Here is an 18840-nt window from a genome sequence, read left to right on the forward strand (position 1 = left end):
ATGGTCGGCCGACCAGTTCTGGTCGGCCACTCCCCATGAATTCTGGTCGATGATCGACGCGCGCCACGAGGCGAACAAGCGACAATAGGAGGCGCGGATGGCAGGACGTCAAACCCGCGAGCTGTACCTTTCGATCACGGGCAACGCCGATGGCGTCAGCGCGGCATCGAAGGCTGGCCGTACCGCCCTCCTGTCGCTGTCGAGCGCCGCGATCGATGTGAAGGCGGAGGTCGAGAAGGCCTTTGCCGATATGGGTGCATCGGCACCGGCGCAGGCCAAGCAGCTCGAGCGCAGCTATACCAAGACGTTTGAGGCGATCCGCGCAAACTCCAAGGCCGTGCTCGATCAGCCTTCGCAGGGCGGCGCGCTGACCGTTCTCAACGCCGGCGCGGCGGAGCAGGCGGCCACCGCGGCCGAGCATCAGGCAGCCGCGCTACGCCAAATGGCCGCGGCCGCTGCCACTGTGGCGCAACGTGCTGGCGAGGCCGGGGCGGAGGAGCGGATCCTCGCCGTCGCATCCGAGGCCAATGCTCAGCAGGCGGAGCGAGAGGCGGTGGCGCTCCGAAACCAGGCGAATGTGCTTGGAATGGTCCGGAACGAGCTGCAGGCGAACGGCATCGTGCAGCGCGTCGTGACGGGCCGCAACGAGCAGCAGCGCCAATCCACCATCATGCTAGGGCAGCAGCTACAGGACTTCTCGGTGCAGGTGGTCTCCGGGCAGAGCGTCGTCACCGCCTTCTCACAGCAGATCGGGCAGGCTGCCTTTGCCGTCCAGGGGATGGGCGGCAAGATGGAAGCCGTCGCTGGCTTCCTGACGTCCGGGTGGGGCATCGCCGCCACTGTTGGAGTCACCGTCCTGCTGCCGCTGATCGCAAAGGTGATCGAGCATGGCGATGCGCTGAAGGAAGAAACCGATCAGCTAAAGTCAAATGCCGAAAAGGCGGCGATCGCCGATCAGGCGAAGGATGCATTCCGCAAGACGGAAGCGGGCGCGATCGACGATGTCCGGCAGCTCACCGAGGAACTGAAGAAGCAGAACGATGCGTTGAAGACCAACGCTGAGCTGACCAACATCCGCGCAAAAGAAGACGTTGAGCAGCTTCGCAAGGATCGTGCGAAGTTAGCGAAGCAACTCAGCGATGCCCGTGGCGCACAGCGCGTTGCCGATGGTGGTAGTTACGGTGGCGTGGCAGGTGGCGGCTCAGTCGTGCAGGGTGAGGCGGCCAAGAGGGTCGCGAAGCTCACGAAGGAACTCGGCGCGGTCGATGCCAAAATCGCTGAGGGGACCAAGGCGCTCGACCGGTCGCGGGCCGAGCTGGCGGACGAGGCCGCAAAGCGGTCGATCGACCCGGTCGCTCAAATCAACCGCCGCTATGACGCCGCGGACGGGCTGATCGAGCAGGCGAAGAAGCGAGCGATTGCGGAAGGCACGGTTGATGCCGTGCTGACCAAGCAGCTGGCGACGCTCCGCGCACAGCAGAAGGCAGAGGTCGAGGCAGCACAAAAGAAGATCTCTGCCGCCAACCGCACGCCGAACAACAATCAGATCGGCCGCGAGGTCACGATCGCCGAAGCATCGGCGATTGCCGCCAGCATCGGCGGCCGCGTCACGAGCGGCCTGCGGTCGACCGAAAAGCAGCAGCAGATCTGGGACGAGAAGATGGCGGGCCGCCATGCAGGCCCGGTCGCCCGCCCCGGCACCAGCGATCATGAGCGCGGCAAGGCCATCGATATCGCCTATGGCCCTGGGATCAGCGAAAGCTCGATCCGGGAGGCGTTCGCCAAACAGGGTGTGAAAATCCGGCAGCTGCTCAATGAGCCGGCGCAGCGCGTCTTCCACGTCGGGTTCGGTGAGAAGGGTAAGTCGCAGGAATCGATCGCGCGATCGGAGGAAGCGGCCGAGCAGAAGCGGGCGCGCGATGCCGAGGCCTATACTCAGCTGCTCGGCGGCGCGCAGGAGGAGCAGCTGCGGCTCGAGCGGAATCGCACCCTCGACATCAGCGCCGCGGCCGACCTCGACGCCGCGGCGGTGACGCTCGAGCGTGAGCGCCTCGATAGTGCCGTGCAGGCCGGCGTCGCACAGAAGCGCTGGACGCAGGGTCAGGCGGATGCGGTGAAGCTGGTCAACGCCGCCAATGCGGCGATGAAAACGGAGGCGGTGCGCAAGGCGCAGGGCATGGCACTGCTCGATCAGCAGCTCGACGCCGATCGCGACGCACTCGGCCGATCGTCGGCGATGTTGCAGCTGCAGGGCGACCTTGCCACGACCAACGCCGGCCGGCGCGCGATCGCGCTGCGCCTCCTCGCCAACGACGAGGCCGAGCAGCGCGCGCGGGCGGTGAAGCTGATCGGTTCGGACAATCCGGCCGATTGGGCCCGCGGCGAATCGATGCTGCAGGATATCGACGCCCAGCATCCGCTGCGCACCGCGCAGGTCGAGCGCCAGAATGCGACGCCGATGGAGCGGTACCGGCAGCAGCTGAAGGAAACCGCCGACGATATGGACACAGCCCTCCAGGGCGTGACCGTCAACGCGTTTCAGGAGCTGGAAAGTGGCCTGCTCGGGCTGATCGACGGGACCGAGAGCGTCGGTTCAGCCTTCAAGAAGATGGCGTCGTCGATCATCGCCGATCTCGCGCGCATCGCGATCCAACGGGCGATCATCTCCGCCATACCGGGTGCCGGCAGCTTCTTCGGGCTGAAGCTCGCGGAAGGCGGCAAGGTCGAGGGCAAGGCGACCGGCGGCCGCATCAGCGGTCCTGGTACCGGCACGTCGGACAGCATCTTTGCCATGATTGACGGCACCAAGCCGTTGATGGTGTCAAACGGCGAGTCGATCGTGACGGCCGAGGCGACGGCACGCTGGTGGCCGATCATCGACGCTATGAACAAGGGCACGCTGCAGGTCCCGGGCCTCGCCACCGGCGGCCTGGTCGAGCCCAGCCGGATCTTCATGCGCAGCCTGCCGGCACCAGACAGCATGCGCGCGCCGGGTAGCGATCATGTGTCGATCCCGATCTCGATCGATGCGCGCGGCGCTGACCCGGCGGGCCTTGCCCGGTTGGAAGCCGCTCTCGACCAGCTGCGCCGCGATCTGCCGGCGCAGGCGGTGCAAGCGATCGTCGATGCCAAGCAGAGGAGGGTGATCGCATGACGCTGACCTTCCCGATGATCATGCCGACGGTCGGCGCGATGGGGCTGACGTTCGAACCCGAGCGGGGCGACTTCCTGTCGCCGGAGGCCGGCGGCAACCTCGGCGCAATGACGGGCGGTTTCCCGCGTTGGCTGATGAAGATCACGCTCAACGCCATGAGCTTCGACCATGCCGACATCTGGCGGGCGTGGCTCGCCGTGCAGCGTGGGCCCCAGCGGCCGTTCTTCGCCTTCGACATCGATCGCCAGCACCCGCGCTATCACCGCGACGGGCGGCCCTATAATCCGACGCCGGCGAGCTGGGCGCAGTCGATCGACGGAAACGACGTCGCGGTGCTGGCGCTGACCGGCCTCCTCGCCGGCCAGATCGTCGCGGTCGGCGATTACATCGGTCTGAGCTGGGGCCCGACCAAGAAGGCGCTCGCGCGGGCGGTCGAGACGTCGCGCGCCGGCGCTGGCGGCGCGTTGACCGTCTCTGTCGAGCCGCCGCTGCCGCCGATCGTCCCGGCCGGGGCGGAGGTGACGCTCCGCCGCGCCGGCTGCATGATGCGGCTCGTCACCGGCGAGACCAAGCTCGGCGAGCAGGGCCTCGGCTATTTCACCAGCGGCAGCACGATTTCCGCCGCGCAGCACTTGGTCGCCTGATGCGCTCGTTCACCGACGAGGCGCTCGATGCGATCGCCGATGGCACCGCCCTCGCAGTTGGTGCGGTCGAGATCATGTGCGATCCGCCGGTGCGCGTGTGGGGCGGCCCCTGGCCGACGACGATCAACGGCAAGGAGTATCTCGGCGTCGGCGATCGCGGTCTGGTGCAGGCCGGCTCCGCGGCGATCGGCGCGGCCGCGCAGAATCTTACGCTTGAATTGTCCGGCGTCGACCCGGCCGCACTCGACGTCCTCGATGCCGCCGAGGTGCGTGCCGCGCCGGTCGTGCTGCGCCGGCTGATCTTCAATGGCTCGGGCACGCGCTGCCTCGACGTTCATGTGTTTCGCCGCGGCCGGCTCGACCAGATCGTCACCGAGGAAACGGTCGGCGGTGCCGCGGTGATCCGCGCGATGGTCGAGGGCGCAGCGCGCGGGCTCGGCCGACGCGGCGGCCGCATGCGCACCGACGCCGACCAGCGGCTGATCAACGCGAACGACGGCGGCATGCGCCACGTCAGCTATGCCGGGCAGAAGATGCTGTATTGGGGCGGCAAGGTGCCGACCGCCGCCAAGTCGGCGCTTGGCGGCTCCTCCTCCGGGTCTTCGGTCAGCGCCGCCTAGCCATGGCTCGCGATATCGATGCCTTCGCCGGTTTCATCGCCGGTCGTAGCGCCATGCCCTTCGCTTGGGGCCGCAAGGCCAACGACTGCGTCGGCTTCATCCTCGCCGGCATCATGGCGCAAACCGGCCAAGATCCGCTGCCCGACGTCACTTGGACGACCGAGCGCGGCGCGGCTCGCGTCATTCGTCAGCTCGGCGGGCTCGAGACGGCGCTCGATCAGCGGCTGCGGCCGATCCTGCCGGCGTTGGCCCAGCGTGGCGACGTCGCCGGCGTGTTCGACCATCGCTTCGGCGTCAGCTTGCTCTTCGTCGAGGGGCTGTCCCTCGTCGGGCCCGGGGGGCGCGGCCTGAAGCGGCTGCCGCGCAGCACGATGACGAAAGCGTGGTCGATCGATGTCTAAGACGGTCAAGCTGATCGCCGGCGTCGCGCTCGTCGTGGCTGGCGCGGTCACCGGCAACCTGCAGCTCGTGCTGGTCGGCGCATCGCTGACCAGCGGCGCGCTCGCCCAGCCGAAGGGATCGCGACGTGAGGCCGCGGCGACGTCGCTGCAGCTCGGCGAGGCGCCGCGGCAGGGCATCCTCGGCCGGGTGATGACAGCCGGGTCTTTGCTCGACGGGTTCAACTACGGCGGCAAATACAACACCGATTGGGAGGTCCTAGCGATCACGCTGGCGGATCACCGCTGCGCCGCGCTTGCCGGCTTCTACAACGGCGACGTCTACGTCCCGTTCGCCGCGAACGGCTTCGTCGCTGGCTACAACAACAAGCTGCGGGTGACCTGGTATGCCGGCACCGCCGACCAGGTGGCCGATCCGACGTTAATTGCGCATGGCGGCTGGTCGGCCGCCGATCGCCTCGCCGGGATCTGCTACGTCGTCGTCGAGTACAAGGCGGACGCCGAGAACGAGAAGAACCCGACGTGGCCCGGCGGTCGGCCGAGCTTCACCTGGGTGGTCGACGGGCTGCTCTGCTACGACCCGCGCAAGGATTCGACCGTCGCCGGCGGTAGCGGGCCCCATCGCTGGGCTGACCCGTCGACCCGCGAGTTTTCGGACAATCTGGCGGTCTGCCGCTACAATTGGGTCCGCGGGATCTACGCCTGCGATCGGATCGATGAGCCGGCGCAGCTGCTGATCGGCCGCGGGCTGAGCGCGATCGAGGCTCCACCCGAGCGCGTGGCCGCAGCGGCCAACCTGTGCGCCGAAGCCGTCGCGCTCGCCACCGGAGGCAGCGAACCGCGCTATCGCGTGTCGGCGCTGGTCGGTGCGGATGAGGAATTCGGATCAGTCGAGGAGAAGTTCGCCGCGGCTTGCGCTGGCGTGCTCATTCAGCCCGAGGGATCGATCGAGGTCGAGCCCGGCCACGCCAAGGCTCCGATCGCCTTCTTCACCGACCTCGACCTGGTCGTCGGCAAGCCCGTCACCTTCTCGGACTTCCGATCGGAGGCCGATCAGCTGTGGTGCAACACCGTCGTGCCGCGCTATAACGAGCCGGCGCAGAAATGGGCCGATCACGCCGCTCCGGTTCGGCGCGTCGTTGCCGATCTGATCGCCGACGGTTCACCGCGCGAGCGCCCGCTACCGCTCGAGTTCGTCAGCTCGGGCACGCAGGCGCAGCGTTGCGGCGAGATCGAGCGGCGGCTCGGCCGGCTGCTGCGTACCGCCACCGTAACGCTGGGGCCGCGTTTTTCCGAGATTGAAGAAGGCGATTGGGTCTGTTGGACATCGGCGCGCCGTACCGGCGGCCGCTCGGTCTGGTTCCGCGTCGAGGGCTACCAAACGGATGCGAGTTGGCAGATGACGCTGACGCTGCGCGAGGTCGCCGCATCGGTGTTCGCCTGGACCGCGGCCGACGAGATCGCGGAGGGCGCAGTGGCGACACAGCAGATGGCCCCCGATCCGGCCGCTTATGTTCCAGGCGAAAGCGATACGGTGCTGCAGCTCGCGATCCGCAGCAGCTTCATCGTCGAGGCAACGGCAGGTATCGGCATCATCGCCGCCAGCGCGGACGGCTCGATCACGATCGCCAACCATACGCGCCGCTACACGGATGGCGATATCGCGGTCGCTGGCGCGACGATCGCCAGCGGGCTGCCCGCAGAGACGTCGGTTTCAATTGCCTACGACGACGTGGACCGCGCCGGCGGAGCCGTGACCTTCGTTGCGTATGAGGATGACGCTGAGGCGTTCGCCAGCGCGGCGCATCCCGCCCGTCACTACGTCGGCTTCGTCACTATCCCGGCGACCGGCACCTCGACGGGCGGCGGTGGCGGCGCAGGAGGCGGTCGTGAGAGCGTCTGCGTCGTCGAAGATACGCTGGTCCTGTTGGCGAACACCGGTCGGACCGATGGCGGCATCACAAAGCGAGCTGCTGACCTGGTCGTTGGCGACATCTTGTGGACGCAGCACGAAGTCACTCGGGTCTGGGGCGCCTATGCGCTCACCGAAGTCAGCTTCCACGAGGCGGATGTGTTTTCGGCCGATCGGCTACCGATCGCCACGGCGGAGCATCAGTTCGACCGCAATGGCTGGTGGCGGAAGGCAAAGACCATCGGCCAGCCGTGCGGATCTGCGCGCGTTGCCAAGATCACCGTCGCAGACGCCCGCACCTACGTCACCGTTCAGCCGGACGGCTCACGCGTGCTGAACCACAACATCAAGATGCAGCAGCCCGACGAGGCTGCACCAGCGTCGATCTGATCCGGAGAAGTCGATGTCCAAAGCTGCGTACTTGCCGATCGTCGCCGATCGGTACGGCGCTTGTGTGCGTCATCTTTTCGTGGAGGGGGTCGACCTCACCGGGATCGGTATGCGTGCACAGGTCCGCCTCGATGGCGATACGCCCGGGGCTCCGTTCGTCGATCTGCTCATGGTGAGCAATGGAAACGCCGAAGGCTTGCGGCTGGTCGAGGTCACGATCGACGGCAACGGGCTGCCGACGAGCCACATCGAGATCGTCATCAACGAGACGACGTTGGAGCGCCTGCCGTATGCCGGCGAGATCGGCGATGCCACCCAGCTGCGCTGGGACATGCAGATCACGATCGCGGGTCGGAAGCGACGCCTCGCGCGGGGCGAATTCGAAATCACGGGTGATGGAATCACCGGGGCCGATGTTGCCCCGGCCAATCGCGTGCCGGGTCGCGGTCGTCCGCGCCTGCCCGTGTCTACGCCATGGAGCGCCGCTCGGCTGACCTTCGGAGAAGAACAAGTGACTGTGAAGATCGTCGACGCAGATCTGGTCGCGCCGCTTGCCAAGCGTGCCGGCGATGCCGCGGACCGCGCGGAAGCGGATCGAGCTAGTGCCGAACTGGCCGCGGCGATGGCTATCGCCGCAAGCCGATACTTTCCGACACGCGCTGCCGGGGAGGCGGCGAGTTCGGCCGGCCAGCTCTTTGCCACCGACGACGGCTCGGGCAGCCTGATCTACTACAAAAAGGTCAGCAGCGGCTCTAACGAGGTCGCGCGAGCGCTCACCCCGGCCGCGCTGGCTGGTCCGGGTGGTGCCGACAAGGTCAGCTATGATGGCCGCTCCGTGCTGGGGAAGCTCAGCGACTTCGTCTCGGTTAAGGACACGCGGTTCAGCGGCGGTGCGAAGGGCGACGGGATCGCAGACGATACCGCAGCGGTTCAAGCGGCAATGGACTTCGTCGGACGTGGCGGCACGCTGCTATTCCCGACCGGCATCTACAAGGTGACGACGCTTGTCGCGATGCGAGCGGAGGCGAATTGGGTCTTCCAGAATGCAAAGCTGCTCGGCGGTGCGACCGAGCCGACCGATTGCCTCCTGCGCTTCGGCGGGCTGCATTGCTGCATCGAGAACATGCAGATCGACCTCAACTTCAACCTCAACTACACCTGTGCGCTGTGGCACTACAATGCGAACGACAGCAGCCAACACAACAGCTTCGTCAACCTTGAAATCCGGTACGCGAAGCGGGGTATCATCTACGGTGAGATGCCCGGTCTGACGAGCACCTACTACGCGCAGTCCGAGAACAACTACGTCAACTACCGCACCCGCGGCGTGCAGAACCCGCTCTACAACAATCACGCCAATGGCTTCGCCTTTCTCGTCACGCCGCATCTCGTCGCCCACGACGAGGAATGGGCGACGAGATCACCCGGCAACTTCGACACGATCGCCAACCGGTCGTTTGAGATCGAGGCCGGCAATCTGATGATCAACGGCGGGGAGATCCAGAACACGATCGATCCGCTCGGCTTCGCGGCCGACATCATGGGTGGCACCGTCTACGTCTCGGACGTCATCACGGAGGTGTCGGTGCCGTTCCGCATCTCTGGCTCTGGCGTGCTCAACATGAGTGGGGGCCGCGTCCTCAACACGCAGTCGGTCACGCCACAGTTCAAGATTGCGGCCACCGCAACCGCCGGCGCGAAGCTGAAGGTGTCGGACGTGCATTTCGAGCGTCCGCTCGGCACCGGCGGCTTCTCCGATCGGCCGCTCGTCGACAACACCGATGCGCCGGCAGTCAACATCGCGATCATCAACTGTCAGATCGACGAATGGGCGCGAAATCGTCCGCTGGTGTCTGCTCGCAACGAGTCGGTCACGATCGAGAGCACGCGTTGGATGCCCGACGGTAGCAATCCCACTGACGTGTTCCGCCTGGACAGCAACGGCAACGACATGCTCGACCTGCGCGAGATCGACCGCACCGGCAACACGACAGAGGGCTATTACCCCGTTGGGTTTTTCGGGGAGATGGCGAGCGGGCAATCGTCCGACGTGCCGACCCCGGCCTTCGCCACGTCGATGTTCACCGCAACAGTCGGCGAGGCCGGGTTCTTCACGGCTGATGGATCGTCCCTCGCCGCGCTGAAACGGACGGCGACGCGCGGCGGTGCCGGCGATCGCTTTCTGGTCGAGGGATGGATCAGGCGGCACGAGGGCGACAACGTCGGGCTGGCATTGATCCAATATGATGGTGCGGGCGCTCGCCTACCGTCCGCGTACCTGATGGTCGCTGACGTCGCTGGCGGGTTCGTAACCAACGTCTGGCGCTATGTGCGGCAGGTTGTCGTCATCCCGCAGGGATCGGCCGCGGTCTTCGTCGGCCCTGGCATGGTGGTGAAGCAGGGTCAGGGGCGGTTCTGCGGATTGCAGATGCGCCGGGCCGATTGGAACAGGAGATAACATGCGCACTTACCTGGACAGCCTTCAGCGCGCGGCAGATCACCAGCGTTCCAGTGACCTCGAGCGAGCGATCGCCAATGCACCAACCGAAGCGATCCGGGATCAACTATCCGCCATCCTGCCCAAGCTTCCGAAGACGCCCACCGAAGCGATGAAGCAGATCCTGATCACGATCCTCGAAGACTCTGTGGCTAGGCGTCCGAATACCTGAACGAACAGGCACCGGTGCTCCTGCAGCGCCGCGGCCGCTGGTCACGACGCACTGGCGTCGTCCTCAAAATCTGGAGCTATCGATGACGCTGGACGACGTTCCCGGCGCGGTAAAGCTGCCTGTCGATCTCGCGTCGGCCGGCATTGCTTTGGGCGCGATCGCCAAACTGCTGCCCGACGTGGCAGCGCTTCTCACCATCATCTGGACGCTGATCCGGATCCTCGAGACCGAAACGGTCCGCGGGATCATGCGCCGACCGCCGCGCGCGATCGCGCCGGCCGCCGACGTGAGCGCTGACCAGGAGAAGCTCGATGGCTGATGCGAAGAAGACGCTTGTAGGCGTTCTCGGCAGCGTCGCTGCGGCGGCCGCTCTGTTCACCTCGATTCCCGCCGAGGAGAGCGGCCGCAAGGTCGCGGTGACGATCGCGCCGACCGGAGAGGCGACGATCCGCCATATCTCGGGACCGCAGTATCTGCGCGCCTACCTCGATGCGGTGAAGGTGGCGACGATCTGCGACGGCCTGACCGCGGGCGTCCGGATGGGGCAGGTGGCGACGCCGGCGCAATGTACCGCCCGCCTCGAGGCCGAACTGGTCGAGATGGCCCGCCACGTCGTGGCCTGCGTGCCGGCACTCTACGGTCGGCCGAACCAGGCGGCCGCCGCGGTGAGCCTCGCCTACAACATTGGCTGGCCGAGCTTCTGCAAGTCTACCGTCGCGCGGCGCTTCAACGCCGGCCAGTGGGCGGCCGGCTGCGACGCCTTCACCATGTGGGTGAAGGCCGGCGGCCGCACGCTCGCCGGTCTGGTCGCTCGCCGCGGCCGGGAGCGCGCCCTCTGCCTCACCGGCATCTGACTTCACCACCGGAGGAAGAAGATGAAGGAACTGCTGAAGATGCTCGCGCGCGAGATCCTGGTGCCGATGGCGATCGCCGCGGCAGCCAAGGTCGCTGCGAAGAAGCTGGCTCCCAAGGCCAAGCCCGCGAGCTGATCGAAGGGACGGGCGTCATGCCCGTCCCGCATTCCTGACAATCCTCCGCCATCTACAAGGAAACCACGATGCGACACCTCGCATTCGCCGCCGCGATCGTGCTCGCCATGGCAGTGCCCGCCGCGGCCAGGTCGCAGACCGCCCCATCGATCGCAGCGCCGGCCGGCTTTGCGCCTATGCAGGCTCCCTGCATCCGGCAGGCCGACGGCAGCTGCGCGGCCGTGAGCGCCGATCAGCCGCTGCCCGTCGGACAACGCGAGGCGTTCCGCCTGGCGAACGCCAACACGCCTTCAGCTGCGGCGACCGTGTTCGGCGGCCAGTACATCCTGTCGCAGGCGTGTAGCGGCTATGGCACCCTCAACCTGCAGGTGCTGGGCCCGGATAGCAGCACCTATCAAACGGTCATCTCGAAGGCGGCGAGCGATACAACGGGCGGTACCAGCCTGGCGCTGGGCAGCTACGCCGTCGTCCGCATCACAATCGCCGGTACCACCGCCTGCAACGCCGTTCTTGCGCGGGTGCCGGCATGAGCCTTCTCGTGCTCATTGCGGCCCAGGCGGTGGTGGCACAGGCGCCGATCGACGCCACCAAGCTCGCCAGCAAGGCGGACGTCGCCGCGATCGCCGCGAATGCCTGCCCGCCGGGCTCGACCATCCCGTCGGCGGAGAGCACCACACCATCGGCCGGGAGCGCCACGACCTGCGTCCGGTCCGACTTTGTGCCGGTCAGGATTACCAGGGCAGGGATGGCGTCGGCGACCGACGCGAACGGCACCTGGTCGATTACCTGGTCGAAGCCGCTGCCGTCGGCGCCGGTCACCCTGCCGCTGCCGATGAACACCGGCAACCAGCCCATCGTCTGCAACGTGTCCTCGTCGACGATGACAGGCGCGGCCGGCCGTTGCTGGCTTGCCCGGCCGCTGCCCGCCGCGCTGCTGACGTTGAGCGCGCTCCTGGCGTTCGATCCGAACGGCGCGCCGGCGGCCGGGATTACCGTCCAGGTGCTCGCGATCCCGATCACGCAATAGCGGGGGAGGCTTCCTCCGCCGCGTCGTCAGGAAACCACCTGACCGGTGCACGTTACGAGGGAGCTAGGCTCGCTTCTGCCTTCCTCGATCAGTCGCCTGGGTATCGAGCGGGTATTTCACCGATCTGTTTTCCGAGGGGAGTGGGTACCGAGCGGGTACAATCGTTCCCACTACGACGCCAATGTCTGCTTCTGGGTGGAAAGCGGACATCATTGATTGCTGCTTGCGGCTCGGCCACCATCGACTCATGAACGACCACGAACGCGGCTTTCTTACCTTCCTTGCCGAGCCGACCAGGCGGCGACTGAAAACCCTACTTGAACTCGGGGACACGCGCCGCCGCGCGGTTCGAGAGCTGTTACACCACTCGGTGCGCCTCGATCCTCGCTGCGCTAAACACCTTGTCGGCAGTGAAGCGTTCTCCGGATCAGTCGAAGCCATGCTGCGCGGGCGAGGTGCGCTTTCCACCTGCTACGTTCTCGCCGCAAACGGTGACCTCGACGGGCGCGAGATGCCGTTAGGCGAGGCTCTGGATGCAATCATCGGCATGGGTAACGGGGCGTTCGTTTCATGCATCCCCGGTCGGCTTGGCTTCTACGAATATGAGAGCACTAAATCGTCCTATCTCCTACAATGCTAATGTCCGAAATTGGGCGTTTCCGGCCATTCGGGTGCGGGTACGAAACGGCTGGATCGCGGGTATCGCGCTTTCGAAAGTGGCAGAAAAGCGCGGCCGCGGCGGAGGACGTCTCCGCCGTTTTCCGAGTCAAAGCACGAACTCGGGCAGAGGAGGTCACCGCCGATCGGAGGCCACTCACCGCCCGAGCATCCGTTGCCGGGACAAGCTGAGCGGCTTCCAATATACCGTTCAGTGAATCTCTTCGCAGTAGCGCAGAACGGTACACGGTCCGGTGCCGTAATCCCCGATCGTTGCCCCAGCTGCGACATGGCAAACCTCCCGAACAACGAAGATACGCACGCCGTCATCGCCGGTCCCGGGCACCGTGATCTCTTCGCCAGGCCGAGGCACCTCATCGAATTCGAAGTCGCCAATCAGCTCGTCGCTATCGCCGGCTAGAACACGCGCGCGCATCATTCTTTCTCCATTTCGAGAATTTCTAAAGCGTCCCTCAACGCCTGCTGATGCCGTCGCAACATCGGAGCCTGTTCCGAAGTAACATCGACGCCGTTGTGCCACGCCTTCAGGGGGCCAGCCTCCCAAGCAGCAATAGATTTATCGAGCTGCTCGATCTGCCGCCGCCACTCGGCCGCGAGATCATCTTTGTACGCCATCCCGATTCTCCCTTTCAGAGGTTCATATGCTGACCAACGCCGCGGTGAAAGCCGCGCGGCCGCGCGCGGTCGCCTACAAGCTGGCCGACCAGGGCGGCCTGCACCTCTACGTCGCGCCGACTGGGCTGCGCTCATTCCGCTGGCGGTTTCGCCGCGATGGCAAGGAGCAGCTGCTGACGATCGGCAGCTTTCCCAACATCAGCCTAGACCAGGCGCGTGTCGCGCGAGACCAGGCACGCGAGCAGCTCGGCCGCGGCGAGGATCCTCGTGAAGCGCGCGCCGGCGACGATCCCAAATTTCGTGCTTTCGAGTATATTGGTCGCCGCTGGCACACCCATATGCGCCAGCGCTGGACGGCGGTGCACGCGGCCGACGTGTTGGCGAGCCTCGAGCGCGATGTGTTCCCCGCGATCGGCGCCATGCCGATCGAGGCGATCACCGTGCCGGTGGTGCTGAACGCACTGCGCCTGATCCAGGAGCGCGGCAGCCTCGAGACCTCGCACCGCGTCCGCCAGCGCGTCTCGGCGGTGTTCTGCTATGCTATGGCCGACGGCCTGGTCGACAAGGATCCCGCGGCGATCGTCGGCAAGGTCCTGGCACCGCCGGCGCCGACGAGGCACCATCCGGCGCTTCTCGAGATCGAGGAGGCTCGCGAGCTACTCGCCGCGGCCGAGCTGGTCGACGTCGCGCCGGCTGTGAAACTCGCGTCTCGGTTCCTGGCGTTGACCGCGGTCCGCCTCGCCGCGGTGCGCGGCGCCCGGTGGGAAGAGATCGAGGACCTCGACGGCTCCGCGCCGCTCTGGCGCGTACCGGCCGGTCGGATGAAGCTCGCGGCAGCGAAGAAGCTCGATCCGAAGAACGACCACCTGGTGCCGCTGGCGCGCCAGGCGGTGGAGCTGCTGCGCGAGATGCGCGATATGCATCGTGCCGATGCGAATATGCATTCTCTCGATGCAAATTTGCACGGCCTCATCTTCACCGGCCGGCCAGGCCGGCAGATCGGTGAGGCGGCGATCGGCGCGCTCTACGATCGCGCGGGGTTCGCCGGCCGCCATGTGCCGCACGGATGGAGAGCATCGTTTTCGACGATCCTCAACGAGCGCCATCCGGACCAGCGGTCGGCGATCGATAAGGCATTGGGCCACGCCGGCAACGGCAAGGCCGAGCAGGAGGAGGGGATCAACCGCAAGGTTGAGGCGGCGTACAATCGAGCCGTACAGATGTCGCCGCGGCGCCGGTTGTTCCAAGCTTGGGCGAACGAACTGGATGGACTGATCGAGGATGTTGCCCAGCAACGTGCCGCCTGACAGCACGGCGGCACTGTTGTGAGGTGACGATGGACATCGACGATCAAATTGCGGGCGCACGGGAACGCCTCGCAGATTTAAAGCTAGAGACCGATGTAATCCGTGCGGCCGTCCAGAGCCAGCGGGAGGTGCTCCGAGTCCACCTCGCCGAGATGGCTGATTTGCGTGACAGCCTCCGGGTTACCCGCGAGGAGTTGGCGCGAACTCGGGCGAGGGGGCGGCAGGTCGAAAGTCGGGCGGGTAAGAGGCCGGACACCGCGTAGTGCCGTCGTGCGCGGTGCGAGATGTTCCAGAGTAAAAAGATCGGGTGCCACATCCGACCTTCCCGACGGCGCGACGAGCGCGCGGTGCCGGTTTGGTCCAGACCTGTCCCAAACTCTGACGTCCCCGGCAGCATCGTGGCGGCGCAAGCCGCCGCGTCCCGACAACCTGGTCTTGGCGGTCGGGTGCGTGTCGCGTGCCGTTTCGGCGTTGGGATGGTCAAAATAGCGCCGGCTCCGCGTTCAGCGGAGACGTTCCTCATCCTCTATAGATCTTGATGCTCCATACTCAGCCAAGATGTCCGTCTGGACCCGAGAGGGCGGCACCGAGGCTGGCGACGGCCCGTCGCTGGTCGGCGACGTCACGGTTTGGAGGGGCAGCAATAGCATGGCGCGGTGCAGCCGGCGGCTTGGCGAGGCCGAAACGCTTGAGCCGGCGATCGCGCAGCTGCACGAAGCGTTGGTACACGCGCTCGGCCATCCGCTTCTTCAGATCGAGGAAGTAGGCATGGCTGGTCTGCACGCGTTGTTTGGCCGCCGGGTCGCATCGGCGAGACTTCATCGTACTGCGGCTCTTCCATGCAATCAGGCCGTGATGCTTGAAGCGCTTCAGCGCGCGGCCGACCGTTTTCTCACAGCAATTCGCCGCCACGGCGATCGCCGCCCAGGAGGGAAACCACTGGCCTGAACCTGCGAAGCAAAGGAAGTCGAAGATGGCTTCATAGACTCGCACGTCGGCCCGGGTGATGCCGAGCGAGTGCTGCTCGAGCGCAGCGGCAATCCTCTCCAGTTCGATCCGTATTGCGGCCGGCCGGCCGATGGGGCGCTGATCGGCGGGCAGGGCGGCAAGCTCGGCTGCCTCGGCGCGGAGGCGCTGCTGGTCGTCCTGCAATTCCTTAAGTGCGCCGCGCGGGAATGCCGCGCGATGTTCGGCCTCCAGCTCCTTCGTGACGGCAACCAGCGACTCGGTCGTCGAGATCCGCTCGGCCGACGAGCTGAAGCGGTTCCGATCCCAAGGCTGAGCGGCGGGCTCCGCCTCATCGATGCAGCCGGCGCGAACGCGTCGATCAGGGCCGCGATCACGAGGGGCGCTGGCCTGAGCGATTCGGCCGGCGAGATGTCCGAAGGAATGGATTGTCGGGGTCGAGGAAAGGGCGGTCACGACCGCACCTCCGTCCCGAGCGCTACGAGTGCCGAGGACCCTCGACTAGTTGTTCGGGTGGCATCAGCCCGACAGTGAGCAGATCGGCCCACTCCTGCGCGATCTCGCGCCGGCGCGGCATGTATGCATAGCGATTGTAGATAGCCTCCACGCTGCCGTCGACGTGCGCCAGCATCAGGTCGATCACTTCGCGATCGCCCTTGCGATCCTCCTCCGCCGCCAGTCGATTCATGACCGTCGAGAACGTGGCGCGCCAGCCGTGTGGTAAATGGACGCCGGCATAGCCTGCGTCGCGATAAGCCTTGCTGATGGTGCTGTCGCTGATCGGCCGTGCCGCGAGGCGGATTGATCGGAAGATCAGCCCCTTCGCGTCGCTGAATGCGATCGCCACCTTCACCACCTCGACCGCTTGCCTCGATAGCGGCACGATGAACTCGTAGGCGGCGTCGTCCCGGCGCTCCTGCGCCAGCTTCATCTTGGCCGCCGGAATTCGCCAGAGCGGTGCCGGGCCGTCCAGATCCTCGAACTCGTGAACCTCGGCCAGCCGTAGCACACCCGACCTGACCGCCGTCAGCGCCAGCAGGCGCGAGGCGACGCGGGTGAGGGGGTACAGCCGTCTTGCCTCGACGGTCTTCAGCATCTGCCGCGCGGCCTCGATCGTCTGCACGGCCGGGTAGTGGCGCTTGCGCACGCGACCGAGTGCCTTGCCCATCTCCGCGGCTGGGTTCTTCGTCGCGATCGCGCTCGCCAGCGCGTAGACGAACACTTCCGAGATCCGCTGGCGCGCGCGATGCGCGACGTCCGCCGAACCTCGCGCTTCGATCGCCCGGAGCAACGTCACGATTTGCGGAGAGGTCACCTGGTTGATTGGCAGCTTGCCGATCGCCGGGAACACGTCGTTCTCCAGTGCCCGCTTCACCCTCTTGGCGTGCTTCGCGTCGAAGAGCTTCGTCTGGCTCGCATGCCAGTCGAGCGCGACCTCCTGGAAGGTCGGCTCGGCGTCCGCCTGCGTCATTGCCGCACGGCCGCTGCGATCGATCGCAGGATCGACGCCCGTCCGCAGCAGCGCTGCGGCTTTCTCCCTCTCGATTCGTGCATCCTTCAGCGACACCGTCGGGTAAAGCCCGAACGTCAGTCGCTTCTCCTTGCCCTCTAACCGGTACTTCCACCGCCACGACTTTGCGCCGGACCGCAGAATCTCCAGGTAGAGCCCGTTGCCGTCGAAGAGCTTGGACTTGCCCCCTTCCAGGGTCGCGGCACGGCACTGCTTGTCGGTCAGCAACCGATGCCCCCAACCGATTCGCGTGATGCCCCCACGATGCCCCCAAAAGCCACGATTTCTGCTGATGGCATATGACGGCTTCTGACGCCAACGAAAAGCCCGGAAAACCTGAGCTTTCCGGGCAAAATGGTGCCTCTTGGCGGCAAATGACGGCAGAGAATGGTGCCGGTTGCAGGAATCGAACCCGCGACCTTCGGTTTACAAAACCGCTGCTCTACCAGCTGAGCTAAACCGGCGTTCGATGGCCCCATGCGACAAGCGGGCCGGCTAGTCCAGAGGGATCAGCCGCGTCGTTCGCGGCGCAACGCTTCCCAATGCGCAAGACGTTCGGCCAGCCGGGCTTCGAACCCACGACCGGATGGTTCGTAGAAGGTCTGCGGCTCCAGTTCGTCGGGCCAGTAATTGGCGCCGGAAAATGCACCCTCGGCATCGTGATCATAGGCGTAATCGGCACCATAGCCGTTCTGCTTCATCAATCGGGTCGGTGCGTTGAGGATATTGGCGGGGGGCATCAGCGACCCCGTCTCCTTCGCGCTGCGCCACGCCTTCTTCTGGGCCATATAGGCCGCGTTCGATTTGGGAGCGGTGGCGAGATAGAGGCAGGCTTGCGCGATCGCGAGTTCGCCTTCCGGGCTGCCGAGGAAGTCGTATGTGTCCTTCGCGGCGATGCACTGGACCAGCGCCTGCGGGTCGGCGAGGCCGATATCCTCGACCGCCGCACGGGTGAGCCGGCGTAGCAGGTAGAGCGGTTCTTCCCCTGCCGTGATCATCCGGGCGAGGTAATAGAGCGCGGCCTGCGGGTCCGAACCGCGGATGCTTTTATGAAGGGCGCTGATCAGGTTGTAATGGCCTTCGCGATCCTTGTCGTAGATCGCGACGCGACGCTGGAGAAAGTTCGACAGGCCAGCGGGATCGAGCGGTTCGGGCAGGTCGACCGAGAACAGGGTCTCTGCCTGATTGAGCAGGAAACGCCCGTCGCCGTCCGCGCTGGCGATGAGTGCATCGCGGGCCGGCGGGGTGAGGGGCAGGGGGCGGTCCTCCAACGCCTCGGCCCGGTCGATCAGCTGCTCGAGCGCCGTGCGACCGAGACGTTCGAGGATCAGAACCTGCGCGCGGCTGAGGAGGGCGGCGTTAAGTTCAAACGACGGGTTTTCGGTCGTGGCGCCGACGAGAGTGACGGTGCCGTCCTCCACATAAGGAAGAAACCCGTCCTGCTGTGCGCGATTAAACCGATGGATTTCATCCACGAACAACAACGTGCGTCTGCCGAGACGGGCATGGTCGCGCGCTTCGGCAAAGGCTTTCTTCAGATCGGCGACGCCGGAAAAGACCGCGGAGATTGCAACGAAGCGAAGGTTGACGGCGGCGGCGAGCAGGCGGGCGATCGTGGTCTTGCCGGTGCCCGGCGGTCCCCACAGGATCATGGAGGATAGGCGACCGGCCGCGACCATCCGTCCGATTGCACCCTCAGGGCCGGTGAGGTGCTCCTGTCCGACGACGTCCGCCAGCACGCGAGGACGCAGCCGGTCGGCGAGGGGGGCGTTGGCGCCGGTAATATCCGGTGCGGGTTCGGGTTCCAGCCCGGTCAGCAGGTCGGCCATGCCGTGTCCGTAGGATGGCTGGGCGAGCGCGTCACCCCCGGAGCAGACTGTAGCTCGTTAGATATATCTTGAAAGATCTTGTACATTTCTTTGGAAGATATATCTTGGATGCATCGGAATAGAGGAACGACG

The 18840-nt window shown here is 66.0% G+C and carries 18 protein-coding genes and 1 tRNA gene; 13 read left to right on the forward strand and 6 right to left on the reverse strand.

The features are described 5' to 3' along the window. Positions 1-97: 97 nt before the first annotated feature. The 12 genes from LRA87_RS07635 (at position 98) to LRA87_RS07690 (ending at position 12443) form a co-directional block, all read left to right on the forward strand. Positions 98-3154, forward strand: a complete 3057-nt coding sequence (locus tag LRA87_RS07635) for a M15 family metallopeptidase (RefSeq protein WP_230630701.1) — start codon at positions 98-100, stop codon at positions 3152-3154. Then, the gene (locus LRA87_RS07640; protein ID WP_230630703.1) at positions 3151-3798 is read left to right on the forward strand and encodes a hypothetical protein; all 648 of its coding nucleotides are present in this window, start codon (positions 3151-3153) and stop codon (positions 3796-3798) included. Before LRA87_RS07635 ends, LRA87_RS07640 begins: the two co-directional genes overlap by 4 nt. Beyond that, positions 3798-4418 (forward strand): hypothetical protein, encoded by a 621-nt coding sequence (locus tag LRA87_RS07645; RefSeq protein WP_230630705.1) that lies wholly within the window; start codon positions 3798-3800, stop codon positions 4416-4418. The genes LRA87_RS07640 and LRA87_RS07645 overlap by 1 nt, the downstream gene beginning before the upstream one ends. A gap of 2 nt (positions 4419-4420) precedes the next feature. Next, positions 4421-4819, forward strand: coding sequence for a DUF6950 family protein (locus tag LRA87_RS07650; protein ID WP_230630707.1), 399 nt, complete (start codon positions 4421-4423; stop codon positions 4817-4819). After that, entirely contained in the window at positions 4812-7118 is a 2307-nt protein-coding gene (locus tag LRA87_RS07655; protein WP_230630709.1) for a phage tail protein, read from the forward strand. Before LRA87_RS07650 ends, LRA87_RS07655 begins: the two co-directional genes overlap by 8 nt. A 13-nt stretch (positions 7119-7131) precedes the next feature. Beyond that, the gene (locus LRA87_RS07660; protein WP_230630711.1) at positions 7132-9576 is read left to right on the forward strand and encodes a glycoside hydrolase family 55 protein; all 2445 of its coding nucleotides are present in this window, start codon (positions 7132-7134) and stop codon (positions 9574-9576) included. A gap of 1 nt (position 9577) precedes the next feature. Beyond that, positions 9578-9787 (forward strand): hypothetical protein, encoded by a 210-nt coding sequence (locus LRA87_RS07665; protein WP_230630713.1) that lies wholly within the window; start codon positions 9578-9580, stop codon positions 9785-9787. An 82-nt stretch (positions 9788-9869) separates the two neighbouring features. Continuing rightward, positions 9870-10106: a hypothetical protein gene (locus LRA87_RS07670; RefSeq protein ID WP_230630715.1), complete on the forward strand. Its 237-nt coding sequence runs from the start codon at positions 9870-9872 to the stop codon at positions 10104-10106. Next, positions 10099-10641, forward strand: coding sequence for a lysozyme (locus tag LRA87_RS07675; protein WP_230630717.1), 543 nt, complete (start codon positions 10099-10101; stop codon positions 10639-10641). Before LRA87_RS07670 ends, LRA87_RS07675 begins: the two co-directional genes overlap by 8 nt. Positions 10642-10844: 203 nt before the next feature. Further along, positions 10845-11306, forward strand: a complete 462-nt coding sequence (locus LRA87_RS07680; protein WP_230630719.1) for a hypothetical protein — start codon at positions 10845-10847, stop codon at positions 11304-11306. After that, positions 11303-11803: a hypothetical protein gene (locus tag LRA87_RS07685; protein ID WP_230630721.1), complete on the forward strand. Its 501-nt coding sequence runs from the start codon at positions 11303-11305 to the stop codon at positions 11801-11803. The genes LRA87_RS07680 and LRA87_RS07685 overlap by 4 nt, the downstream gene beginning before the upstream one ends. Before the next feature lie 247 nt (positions 11804-12050). Next, positions 12051-12443: a hypothetical protein gene (locus LRA87_RS07690; RefSeq protein ID WP_230630723.1), complete on the forward strand. Its 393-nt coding sequence runs from the start codon at positions 12051-12053 to the stop codon at positions 12441-12443. Between the two features lie 228 nt (positions 12444-12671). On the opposite strand, the gene LRA87_RS07695 is transcribed toward LRA87_RS07690, so the two are convergent. Beyond that, positions 12672-12899 (reverse strand): hypothetical protein, encoded by a 228-nt coding sequence (locus tag LRA87_RS07695; RefSeq protein WP_230630725.1) that lies wholly within the window; start codon positions 12897-12899, stop codon positions 12672-12674. Then, positions 12896-13096 (reverse strand): hypothetical protein, encoded by a 201-nt coding sequence (locus tag LRA87_RS07700; protein WP_230630727.1) that lies wholly within the window; start codon positions 13094-13096, stop codon positions 12896-12898. Before LRA87_RS07700 ends, LRA87_RS07695 begins: the two co-directional genes overlap by 4 nt. Positions 13097-13122: 26 nt before the next feature. On the opposite strand from LRA87_RS07700, the gene LRA87_RS07705 reads away from it, so the two are divergent. Further along, the gene (locus tag LRA87_RS07705; protein ID WP_230630729.1) at positions 13123-14403 is read left to right on the forward strand and encodes a tyrosine-type recombinase/integrase; all 1281 of its coding nucleotides are present in this window, start codon (positions 13123-13125) and stop codon (positions 14401-14403) included. Between the two features lie 549 nt (positions 14404-14952). On the opposite strand, the gene LRA87_RS07710 is transcribed toward LRA87_RS07705, so the two are convergent. From LRA87_RS07710 to LRA87_RS07725, 4 genes are all read right to left on the reverse strand, one after another. Continuing rightward, on the reverse strand, positions 14953-15825 hold the full coding sequence (locus LRA87_RS07710; protein WP_230630731.1) for a hypothetical protein: 873 nt from the start codon (positions 15823-15825) through the stop codon (positions 14953-14955). Between the two features lie 22 nt (positions 15826-15847). After that, positions 15848-17107 (reverse strand): tyrosine-type recombinase/integrase, encoded by a 1260-nt coding sequence (locus LRA87_RS07715; RefSeq protein ID WP_230630733.1) that lies wholly within the window; start codon positions 17105-17107, stop codon positions 15848-15850. A gap of 160 nt (positions 17108-17267) precedes the next feature. Further along, a tRNA-Thr gene (locus LRA87_RS07720) sits at positions 17268-17343 on the reverse strand. A gap of 45 nt (positions 17344-17388) precedes the next feature. Beyond that, positions 17389-18708, reverse strand: a complete 1320-nt coding sequence (locus LRA87_RS07725) for a replication-associated recombination protein A (RefSeq protein ID WP_230630735.1) — start codon at positions 18706-18708, stop codon at positions 17389-17391. Between the last annotated feature and the right edge of the window lie 132 nt (positions 18709-18840).

It is taken from the genome of Sphingomonas sp. Leaf37 (assembly GCF_920939475.1).
Taxonomy (GTDB): Bacteria; Pseudomonadota; Alphaproteobacteria; order Sphingomonadales; family Sphingomonadaceae; genus Sphingomonas.

What these genes read in the sequence shown, in the direction of transcription:
- LRA87_RS07660 (WP_230630711.1), top strand. Translation starts at nt 7,132, where the DNA reads ATGTCCAAAGCTGCGTACTTGCCGATCGTCGCCGATCGGTACGGCGCT.
- LRA87_RS07705 (WP_230630729.1), top strand. Translation starts at nt 13,123, where the DNA reads ATGCTGACCAACGCCGCGGTGAAAGCCGCGCGGCCGCGCGCGGTCGCC.
- LRA87_RS07650 (WP_230630707.1), top strand. Translation starts at nt 4,421, where the DNA reads ATGGCTCGCGATATCGATGCCTTCGCCGGTTTCATCGCCGGTCGTAGC.
- LRA87_RS07675 (WP_230630717.1), top strand. Translation starts at nt 10,099, where the DNA reads ATGGCTGATGCGAAGAAGACGCTTGTAGGCGTTCTCGGCAGCGTCGCT.
- LRA87_RS07700 (WP_230630727.1), bottom strand. Translation starts at nt 13,096, where the DNA reads ATGGCGTACAAAGATGATCTCGCGGCCGAGTGGCGGCGGCAGATCGAG.
- LRA87_RS07665 (WP_230630713.1), top strand. Translation starts at nt 9,578, where the DNA reads ATGCGCACTTACCTGGACAGCCTTCAGCGCGCGGCAGATCACCAGCGT.
- LRA87_RS07670 (WP_230630715.1), top strand. Translation starts at nt 9,870, where the DNA reads ATGACGCTGGACGACGTTCCCGGCGCGGTAAAGCTGCCTGTCGATCTC.
- LRA87_RS07640 (WP_230630703.1), top strand. Translation starts at nt 3,151, where the DNA reads ATGACGCTGACCTTCCCGATGATCATGCCGACGGTCGGCGCGATGGGG.
- LRA87_RS07655 (WP_230630709.1), top strand. Translation starts at nt 4,812, where the DNA reads ATGTCTAAGACGGTCAAGCTGATCGCCGGCGTCGCGCTCGTCGTGGCT.
- LRA87_RS07680 (WP_230630719.1), top strand. Translation starts at nt 10,845, where the DNA reads ATGCGACACCTCGCATTCGCCGCCGCGATCGTGCTCGCCATGGCAGTG.
- LRA87_RS07725 (WP_230630735.1), bottom strand. Translation starts at nt 18,708, where the DNA reads ATGGCCGACCTGCTGACCGGGCTGGAACCCGAACCCGCACCGGATATT.
- LRA87_RS07690 (WP_230630723.1), top strand. Translation starts at nt 12,051, where the DNA reads ATGAACGACCACGAACGCGGCTTTCTTACCTTCCTTGCCGAGCCGACC.
- LRA87_RS07635 (WP_230630701.1), top strand. Translation starts at nt 98, where the DNA reads ATGGCAGGACGTCAAACCCGCGAGCTGTACCTTTCGATCACGGGCAAC.
- LRA87_RS07695 (WP_230630725.1), bottom strand. Translation starts at nt 12,899, where the DNA reads ATGATGCGCGCGCGTGTTCTAGCCGGCGATAGCGACGAGCTGATTGGC.
- LRA87_RS07685 (WP_230630721.1), top strand. Translation starts at nt 11,303, where the DNA reads ATGAGCCTTCTCGTGCTCATTGCGGCCCAGGCGGTGGTGGCACAGGCG.
- LRA87_RS07645 (WP_230630705.1), top strand. Translation starts at nt 3,798, where the DNA reads ATGCGCTCGTTCACCGACGAGGCGCTCGATGCGATCGCCGATGGCACC.